This window comes from Aeromonas sp. R4-1, assembly GCF_040908325.1.
GTDB lineage: Bacteria > Pseudomonadota > Gammaproteobacteria > Enterobacterales > Aeromonadaceae > Aeromonas > Aeromonas veronii.
The window spans coordinates 38,440-46,390 of sequence record NZ_JBFODM010000062.1 but is presented as its reverse complement, the minus strand read 5'-3'; the positions used below and the strand labels follow the sequence as shown (position 1 = coordinate 46,390).

Annotated in this window: 6 protein-coding genes; 1 reads left to right on the top strand and 5 read right to left on the bottom strand. The window is 60.0% G+C overall.

Annotated features, from left to right (window positions below; all coding sequences use genetic code 11):
- Positions 1-161 precede the first annotated feature (161 nt).
- Positions 162-311 (bottom strand): hypothetical protein, encoded by a 150-nt coding sequence (locus tag AB5Y90_RS10910; protein ID WP_005338159.1) that lies wholly within the window; start codon positions 309-311, stop codon positions 162-164.
- 444 nt (positions 312-755) lie between these two features.
- Between AB5Y90_RS10910 and AB5Y90_RS10905 the strand changes: the two genes are divergently transcribed.
- Complete coding sequence (locus AB5Y90_RS10905; protein WP_368166878.1) at positions 756-2,855, top strand: hypothetical protein; 2,100 nt, start codon at positions 756-758, stop codon at positions 2,853-2,855.
- A gap of 77 nt (positions 2,856-2,932) precedes the next feature.
- On the opposite strand, the gene AB5Y90_RS10900 is transcribed toward AB5Y90_RS10905, so the two are convergent.
- The 4 genes from AB5Y90_RS10900 to arsA form a co-directional block, all read right to left on the bottom strand.
- A complete protein-coding gene (locus AB5Y90_RS10900; RefSeq protein WP_127008029.1) occupies positions 2,933-4,141 on the bottom strand; it encodes a NupC/NupG family nucleoside CNT transporter in 1,209 nt (402 codons plus the stop codon).
- 358 nt (positions 4,142-4,499) lie between these two features.
- Complete coding sequence (gene arsC, locus AB5Y90_RS10895; RefSeq protein ID WP_368166877.1) at positions 4,500-4,925, bottom strand: glutaredoxin-dependent arsenate reductase; 426 nt, start codon at positions 4,923-4,925, stop codon at positions 4,500-4,502.
- A gap of 75 nt (positions 4,926-5,000) precedes the next feature.
- Positions 5,001-6,065: an ACR3 family arsenite efflux transporter gene (gene arsB / locus AB5Y90_RS10890; RefSeq protein ID WP_267529011.1), complete on the bottom strand. Its 1,065-nt coding sequence runs from the start codon at positions 6,063-6,065 to the stop codon at positions 5,001-5,003.
- Between the two features lie 109 nt (positions 6,066-6,174).
- Complete coding sequence (gene arsA, locus AB5Y90_RS10885) at positions 6,175-7,938, bottom strand: arsenical pump-driving ATPase (protein WP_368166876.1); 1,764 nt, start codon at positions 7,936-7,938, stop codon at positions 6,175-6,177.
- Positions 7,939-7,951: the final 13 nt, after the last annotated feature.

Sequence of the window (7,951 nt, the reverse complement as noted above, 5' to 3'; positions counted from 1 at the left end):
GGAGCGTTACGGAAAAGGCGTAAATATCAAAGCATGTTTGCATGAGGCGCTGGGGCGCCCCATGCAACACGTAATTGGGACATAGCCTTTTTTATCGGTGGTAGATAACGGGTAACCGATACGAAGGGTTCGCTACCTCAACTTTCGCCCGGGAACGAGCACTACTCTTCCTGCTCCTCCGGTTGTCTCTCCTCACCCCGTATCTGTAGCAGCTCTTCGACCCTGGCTTGCCACTTGTCGTGGGCCTGTTTGCGCTCCTGCTGCATAAATGCTTCTCGCATGGTGTCGATTTTCTGGTCAAGTGTTTCCATCAGAGTGTCTCCTTGTGTGACCGCGTAAAGACTGGCTGACGGCGCGTTGGCCAACCTGCTCCCCTAATCTGACACCGCTAATGCCGTTACTGCCCAATCAAATAATCGATTGGAAATGCTAAAACCAATCTAAAAATTCTTTTTCGTGTTTATTCCGCCACGCCAGCGCAAGGGAAACAGGCCGTTCCGAGCGGGATAATCCGGCGCACGATCAACATGTTGTTGAGTGTGGTCGTCCCCCTTTTCAGGGGAATGGGGCGCCGTTGTCCCATCCGTACAATAAGGGGTACCGGCAGATTTTCGGGGTGTTGCTGTGCCCATGATCACACAGTCACAACTCTCGCCCTCCTCTCACCGCGCCCCCGCTTTTTATCATCTAGAGTTAGCGGGCAGTCGAAAAGCTGCTGATTTATATACATTCGCCGCCAAGAGGGATCTTTTTTCATGACCGAGCATATCGATCTGCTACCTATCAGCACGGATGATGAGCAGGACGCAGGCAACCGTTACCTCTACTACACCGAAGGGGATCTGGCCCGCATTCTTGCCAATCTGGAACAGCTGCGCCACGCGGTGTTTCCGGCCGCCATAGGAGATAGCGAAACGGGCGCCACCGTACCCCACAACTTTCCGTCCGTCTGTCTGGTGGGGCTGGGACGCTGCGGCTCCAACATCGCGCAGGATGTAGCCTCGCTGGTCTACAACGCCCGCAGCTTTTATCTCAATGAGTTCAACAGTGAAGAGCAACGCAAGCGGGAGAAGGAGTTTGGTCCGGTGAGCTGGATCCGGCGCAATCTGCGGCTACCGAACAACGGGGCCCGGCCAGTCTTTCTGATCGAGCCCATGGTGATGCTGGGGGATCTGGACAAGGACATCGATGGCCGCATCCGCCACTCCAATCGCAGCGGCGAAGGTGGCTCCTTGCGTGACTACGCCAAGATGCGGGTGATGGACTTGTCGGAGATCCATGCGGGAGGTGCGGGTAACGCCCCCATCTTGGGTCAGTATCTGGCCAAGATCATCCTCAACAAGAGCCCCCACTACTTCGCCAACTCCGAGTGGCAGGCCATTCATACCTATCTGGTGGACTCCTGCGGCATCAAGGCCAACCAGTCCCGCCTCTATTTCTACATCTTCAGCGCCGGGGGCGGCACCGGCTCCGGCATGGCCTCCGAGTTCGGGCTGGCCCAGCAGTACTCCTACATGAGCAAGACCTTTTCGCCCCCGTCAGAAGAGGAGGAGCACCTCTCCCTCGGGGAGCACTTCATGTTCGACCCTATCTTCACCAGCGGCATCTGCATCCTGCCCAATATCTGTGATCGGGGGATCGAGATCTCGGAAGCGCTGCACATCAACGCCGGGCGTTTGCTGTGCAAGTACCTGGCCGAGGAGTGGGACTTCTCCTATCACTTCGACAACGAACAGGCTTGCGATGCCAGCATGCTCAAGCGGATCAGGCCCTGGAATGCCATGATGCTGATCTCCAACGACATCATGCGCTACGCCGAAGAGAGCGACGATGGCGAGATCCAGCACGTTGACGTCAACACCATGGAGAAGTACGCCAACCAGTACATCTCCCAGCAGATCTTCAACATTCTTACCGCTCAGGCCGTCACCACCGACTACGACGAGAACTACTTTCGCCGGGCGGGCATCGATATCAGCGAAACCATTCGGCTCGATGCCAACGACCTCTTTATGAGTCTGGCGGGGCCGGTGGCGGTGGCGTATGCCGAGTCCATCTCTCCCCCCGGCGGCCTGTTTGACAAGGAAGACGGGCTCAATGTGGATGATCTCTTCACCCGTTCCATCGAGCTGCCCCACTTCAACAAGATGACCCAGGCCATCGAGGGGATCAGTCTGCTGCCCATCGAGGCGGGCAATTATCGGGAGTATCTGGACGACTATGTGAAAAGTGGCCATGACCCGGCCCACCTCAACGAGCTGCACTTCTTCAAGAACTGCTCCTCTGTGGTGTCGATCATCTCCCTGCCCAAGGAGTACAAGCTCTCCTATATGGATCTCAACCGGCTCAAGTCTCACCTCAACGGGCTCTTCCCCAATACCACCCTCAAGCGCTATGCGCTGGTCATCGGGGCGTCGGCCAACATCTCCCTCACCACCCTGATCGTCAAGAGCCCCTGCCTGAGCGATGACTTCCTGACCCTGATCGCGGCCTTTATCAAGCGCTGCTTTGCCAAGGATCACTATCGCTTCGATGAGCATCTGGACAAGGCGGTGATCGAGATGATCTGCAATGAGGAGTGGAACGATGCGCTGCTCGACAGCATGCTCAACGAGTTCGAGAACCCGGCCAAGATCCTCGATACCAACTGGTACGCCATCAAGCCTATGTATGAGAAGAAATATCGGGAGCTTATCCGCGAGAAGGAGAAGTTCGTCTCCATCAACGATATTCGCCTCAGCCGTGAATCGGTGAAAAAGGCGCTGCTCTATCTGCGGGAGATCTATCGCCACCGGGTCAGCAAGACCCGGATCCTCTCCCTTAACCCACGGCTGGGGGAAGCGAACGCTCGCTAGCACCCTGCCCATAAAGCAAAGCGCCCGCCCCAGATGGGGCGGGCGCTTTTTTACTGGTGCAGCCTCGTTTTATCTCATCAGAGGGAGACAAAGATCCCGGCCAGAGTTGCGCTCATCAGGTTGGCGAGGGTCGCCGCCAGCACCGCCTTGAAGCCCATATTGGCCACATCGTGACGGCGCTCCGGCGCCATGGTGCCGATGGAGCCGAGCTGCACCGCAATGGAGCCCAGATTGGCAAAACCGCACAGCGCGAAGGTGATGATGATCTGGGTGTGGGCGCTCAGATCCGCCTTGATATTGGCAAAGTCCAGATAGGCGACAAACTCGTTCATGATCACCTTCTGACCAATCAGGGAGCCTGCCGCCATCATCTCGCTGGCGGGCACGCCAATCAGCCAGGCCACCGGGGCAAACAGATAACCCAGCAGCTGCTGCAGGGAGAGATCGGCCCAACCGAACCACTCACCGACGGTGGTGAGACCGGCGTTGATCATGGTGATGACGCTGACAAAGGCCAGCAGGATAGTACCGATGGCCACGGCGATTTTCATGCCGCCCATGGCGCCGCCCGCCAGTGCGTCGATGGCGTTGCTGTAGTCGCTCTTGTCGAGGGTGATATCTGTCTGATCGCTCACCTGCTGCTGCTCCGGCACCAGCAGTTTGGCCATCAGCAGGCCACCGGGCGCCGCCATAAAGGAGGCGGCAATCAGGTATTTAAGATCGACACCCAGACCGGCGTAACCGCCCAGCACCGAGCCCGCTACCGAGGCCATGCCGCAGGTCATCACCGCAAAGAGTTCAGAGCGGGTCATGCCGGCAAGGAAGGGGCGAATAAGCAGCGGTGACTCACCTTGCGACAGGAAGATGTTGCCGGTGGCCACCAGAGATTCGGCGCGGCTGGTGCCGAGCAGGCGGTGAATGGCACCGCCCAATACCCGGATCACCCACTGCATGATGCCGAAGTGGTAGAGCACGGCGATCAGCGCGCTGATGAAGATCACCAGCGGCAGCACCCGCACGGCGAAGATAAAGCCGTTGCTGGCGAGATCGCCAAACACGAAACGGATGCCGCTGTCGGCAAAGCCGAGCAGGGCTGAAACGCCATTGCTCATGGCACCGAGCATGATTTGTCCGGGGGGGAAATAGAGCACCAGGGCAGCAAAACCGGTTTGCAGGGCGAGCGCACCCAGCACGGTTCGCCAGCGGATGGCTCGGCGGTTTTCACTGGCCAGCCAGGCGATAAACATCAGGGCCAGCATACCGACCAGACTCAATAACAGTGTCATCTTGCACCTATGAAGAGAGGAGTTTCATATGGCAAGTCTGCAGACAGGCGTCGCGGGCGATCCGGCGGGAGAGGTGCCGACCCACGCGACACGCAGACCACAAACCTACAGGTTAGTGGCGGGTCCCATCCTGGGGTCATTCACGTTCCGGGTGACAGCATGTATCGGGTGACGCCAGCGCCGTCGCAGGTGGAGATGCGGCCGGGTGGCAGGTCGGGCGGCGATGGTACAGTGATCATCGTCACAGAAAAAGCGGTAAAACGATTGGCCGGAGTAACTTTTTCAACTTGTTCACACAACGAAACAGGGCCAGCGTGAAGCTGGCCCTGTTTCAATCCGTACTTGAGTACTCAGATGATTACTTGAGGCGCTTGCCGCTCGCATCCACCACCTGCTCGCCATCCTCCTTGGCGAAGGCCCCTTTTTGTTGATCGGGCAGAATATCGAGTACCACTTCCGACGGGCGGCACAACTTGGTACCAAGGGGGGTGACCACGATGGGGCGGTTGATGAGGATGGGGTGAGCAAGCATGGCATCGATCAGTTCATCATCGCTGAAACGATCTTCTACCAGACCGAGCGCCTCGTAGGGAGGCACGTTCTTGCGCAGCAGATCGCGCACCGGCATGGCCATGGCGGCGATCAGCGCCACCAGCTGGTCACGGGAGGGGGGCGTCTCCAGATAGTGGATGACAGTGGGCTCCACGCCGCTGTTGCGGATCAGCTCCAGGGTGTTGCGGGAGGTACCACATTCCGGGTTGTGATAGATGGTGATTGCACTCATTTGCGTGTCTCTCATTAATCAAGTGAATAGAAAATCGATAGCATCAGTTCGCGGCCAGCTGTTAGCGGCCATCAGTTAGCGGCTTAGCCCCGCTTCGTACCAGGGTTTGCTGGCGTTAACCACCCGCACCACCAGCAGCATAACCGGCACCTCGATCAGTACCCCGACCACGGTGGCGAGCGCCGCGCCGGAGTGAAAGCCGAACAGGCTGATGGCGGCGGCCACCGCCAGCTCGAAGAAGTTGGAGGCGCCGATCAGGGCGGAAGGACAGGCGACCGAGTGCTTCTCCCCCACCTTGCGGTTGAGCCAGTAAGCCAGCCCGGAGTTGAACAGCACCTGGATCAGAATGGGCACCGCCAAGAGGGCGATAACCAGCGGCTGCTCAATGATGGCGTTGCCCTGAAAGGCGAACAGCAGCACCAGAGTGAGCAGCAGGGCCGCCACCGACCAGGGCTGGATGCGGGTCATGACGCCGTCAAAATGGGCCTCACCCTTTTTCAGCAAGGCCTTGCGCAGCAACTGGGCGATGATGACCGGGATGACGATATAGAGCACCACAGAGGTGAGCAGGGTATCCCACGGCACTATGATGCTGGAGACTCCGAGCAGCAGCGCCACCAGCGGCGCGAAGGCAAACACCATGATGAGGTCATTCACCGCCACCTGCGACAGGGTGAAGTAGGGATCGCCGTTGGTGAGGCGACTCCAGACAAACACCATGGCGGTGCAGGGGGCCGCCGCCAGCAGGATCAGCCCCGCTACGTAACTGTCGAGTTGATCCGCCGGCAGCCAGTCGGCAAACAGCACGCGGATAAAGAGCCAGCCGAGGAAGGCCATGGAGAAGGGTTTGACCAGCCAGTTGATAAAGAGGGTGACCCCAATCCCCTTCATGTGGCCCTTCACCTGATGCAGGGCGCCAAAATCGATCTTGAGCAGCATGGGGATGATCATCACCCAGATCAGCAGCCCCACCGGCAGGTTGACCTTGGCCACCTCCATGGCACCGATCGCCTTGAAGAGATCCGGCAACCCCTGCCCCAGACCAATCCCCACCAGAATGCAGAGGGCGACCCAGGCAGTCAAATAACGTTCAAAAAAGCCGATGGCAGGCACGGCCTTGGCATCACAGTTTGCAGACATCACAACTCCCGATGCGGCGCAATTTCGCATCTTCTATTGGTTCAAAACAAAGGGTTATAACAAGTAACGGCATATTCAAGCCGCCCCGGCAGCAGACCGGGGCGGCGACTCAATGGTGCTGGCAGAGACGGCGCAGGGCATCTGGCCCCACCGGCTCTTCAGCGAGCAGCGGCACCACGGCGTAGCGGCTGGCGTGTTGCTGCTCGACCGCTTCGATATGGGGCAACTGGCGCTCGGCCCGCAGTTGCAGCAGCGGTGAGCTGACCGCGGCTTGCTGCAAGCTGTGGTTGATGAGCCAGCCCCAGGGCTCGATACCGGCCCGACGCAGGTCGGCCTGCAGATTGGCAGCCTCCTGCACTGGCGTCGGCTCGGGCAGCGTCACAATCAGCACCTTGGTCTGCTTGGGGTCCTGCAACTGCATCATGGGAGTGGTGAAGTGCAGCCCCTTGTTTCCCATCTGGCGAGCGATCTCCCTGTGGTAGGCGCCAGTGGCGTCGAGCAGCAGCAGGGTGTGGCCAGTGGGGGCGGTATCCATCACCACGAAGCGCTTGCCCGCCTCGCGAATGATGCGCGAGAAGGCCTGAAACACAGCGATCTCCTCGGTACAGGGGGAGCGCAAGTCCTCCTCCAGCAGTGCCCTCCCCTGCTCGTCCAGGGCCGCCCCCTTGGTGGCCAGCACCTGGGCGCGGTAACGCTCGGTCTCGGCGTGGGGGTCGATGCGGCTCACCTCCAGATGGGGCAAGCTACCTGCAAGCGTCTCGCTCAGGTGCGCGGCGGGATCCGAGGTGGTGAGGTGCACCGGCAGGCCGCGGCTGGCCAGCTCCACCGCCACGGCGGCCGCCAACGTGGTTTTGCCCACCCCGCCCTTGCCCATCAGCATGATAAGGCCATGACCGTCGGCGGCCAGCTCGTCCACCAGCGAACTCAACTCGGGCTGGGCTTGCTTGACAGTGGGCTGTTCTGTCGGGGATTGAGCGGCTGTTCCCTCTGATTGCAGCAACATACGCAAACTGTCGACCCCCACCAGATTGGTGGCCAGCAGCGGGATATGATCCTGCGCCAGCCCCTTTATTCCCTGCGGCATCTGGGCGAGAGCCCGTTGCTCGCGCTGCCAGAGCGCCATTGCCAGCGGATCTCCGGCAATAGCGCCTTCGGGGAAGAGGCCATTGATCACCAGTTGCTGGTTCAGCAAACCGATGGCGGCCAGCTCCTCGTGGGTGCGAGCCACTTCCCGCAGAGTGGATTGCTGGGCCCGCGCCACCAGCACCAACCGGGTGCGAGCGGCATCTGCCAGCGCGGCGACCGCCTCGCCATACTGGCTGCGCTGTTTCTCCAGCCCCGCCAGCGGGCCGAGGCAGGAGGCATCCCCCTTGCCCTGCTCCAGAAATTCGCTCCAGGCTCCCGGCAGTTGCAGCAGCCGGATGGTGTGGCCGGTTGGCGCCGTATCAAAGACGATATGGTCATACTCGGCCAGCAGCGTGTGGTCGGTCAGCAGGGCGGTGAATTCGTCAAAAGCGGCAATCTCGGTGGTGCAGGCGCCGGAGAGCTGCTCCTCGATGCTGCGCACCACGCTCTCGGGCAACTTGCCGCGCACTGGCCCGACAATCCGTTCCCGATAAGCTTTGGCCGCCGCGGGGGGATCTATCTCCAGCGCCGACAAACCGGGCACAGCGGCGATGGCAGTGACGCGATTGCCGATCTCGGTGGCAAACACCTGCCCCACGTTGGAGGCGGGATCTGTGCTCACCAGCAGCACCCGCTTGCCAATATCACACAGCGCTACCGCACTGGCGCAGGCCAGCGAGGTCTTGCCCACCCCGCCCTTGCCGGTGAAAAAGAGAAACGGCGGTGGATTGGTCAGAAAATGGTACATAGCCTCTCCCGAA